This window comes from Stutzerimonas stutzeri (assembly GCF_024448935.1).
Classification (GTDB): domain Bacteria; phylum Pseudomonadota; class Gammaproteobacteria; order Pseudomonadales; family Pseudomonadaceae; genus Stutzerimonas; species Stutzerimonas stutzeri_AO.
In genome coordinates this window covers 1-1,403 of record NZ_JAMOIE010000224.1, presented here as the reverse complement: position 1 = coordinate 1,403, position 1,403 = coordinate 1, and the positions used below count along the sequence as shown (strand labels likewise).

General features: G+C 59.1%; 1 protein-coding gene. It reads right to left on the bottom strand.

Annotated features, from left to right (window positions below; genetic code table 11):
- Positions 1 to 41 precede the first annotated feature (41 nt).
- The gene (locus NA637_RS24985) at positions 42 to 884 is read right to left on the bottom strand and encodes an Rpn family recombination-promoting nuclease/putative transposase (protein WP_256075250.1); all 843 of its coding nucleotides are present in this window, start codon (positions 882 to 884) and stop codon (positions 42 to 44) included.
- Between the last annotated feature and the right edge of the window lie 519 nt (positions 885 to 1,403).

The window sequence follows — 1,403 nt, the reverse complement described above, 5'->3', positions numbered from 1 at the left end:
GCCAGCTTTGCCCGGCGCACTGGGTGTCCCTTTGTTGCTTATCAAGAATCCCTACGCAGAATTTCTGCGCGGAGGTGGGCTACCTCATCCTCAGAGAGCTGGGCGATATCGGCAATAGACGCATCATCCATTTCCGTTTTGAGGATCATGGCCCGTGCGACTTCTTCACGCCCTTCCCGCCGGGCATCGTTCAACAATGACATCTCATCCCGCAACGCCCGCTCCCGCACAAACGCGAGGCGCTGTGCCTCTTCATCGGCGCTGAGCTCGCGGATACGGCTCATCGCCTTCTTGACCGGTTCATGGGCAACATTGGCCATGGTGAGTTCCTCCTGCCAGTGCTTGAAGAAGGTGATCCAGGCGCGCAACGGTCCCTCTGGCAAGCCCAGGCGATCCGCCTTGTTCAGTTCGATCAGGTTCATCTGCAAGATGTTCCCCAGCGTCACGTCGGGCTGGGATTCGTCGCGCATTTCAAACCGCCACACGGCCTGCCGCTTCTGGGCCTCGGTGGCCGTGTACAGATCGAAGTCCAGCAGGTGGATGCCGACAGACGCCTTGAGGTGCTGATAGTCCTCACCAGCGTCCAGCTGCAGGCCGAGGGTCCGCGCCAGATAGAACAGGCCACGCTTATGCCAGGCGCCGTAACGACGAACCTGGATCTCCACATTATAGCAGTGGCCATCGGCGTCACGGGCCAACACGTCGAGAATGATGTACTTGCCGGTGAGCTCGCGGGGCTCGATGTTGGGATTGAGCACTTCGACTGCCGTGATATCGGGTAGATCCGGGCGTAGATCGTTGATCAGGTCCACCAACAAATCCGGAGCTTCCGCGAACAGCCGCTTGAAGACGTAGTCGTTGGTGGGATCGAGTAACTCGCTCATGCACGCTCCTATCTCAGTGCCTGACTCTACCAAAGCGCTGCCTGCCAAGGGCGTTTCTCCTTCATTCCATCCCCAGCTACGTCAAGAAAAAATAGCGCCTTCGACGTTTCCCCACCCCACAGCGCCGGTCAGGGTGACCATGAGGCGGGGAGTTTGTACCAACAAAGTGGGCGCCACAAAGGTCGCCGTAAGACCCTGATACCATTACAGTATCGGGCCTCCGGCACAGATCCGGACGTGCGCTACTAACGCATCCGGCTCCTGCGTCGAGTCAGACGCACAGACGCTGATTCGGATAAGGGTGAACCACCTTCACACTTGGAACCCAACGTCGCACCGATCTGTTGAAGGTAGTCCAAGTGAGCTTCCGGGCCTTTTGGCTGCGCCGCCTGAGCGCCCGCAGCCAACTGCGGCAGATCTCACGCCTGAAGGCATAGAGCACGGCGTCGTTACGTAACGGACAATGTAGCCTTCGCCCTGGCGTCGTCTCTTCTCCAGCGATCCCTGCATGCACCAGGT

Excerpts from the sequence above, each read along its gene's own strand:
- NA637_RS24985 (WP_256075250.1), bottom strand. The coding sequence starts at position 884 with ATGAGCGAGTTACTCGATCCCACCAACGACTACGTCTTCAAGCGGCTG.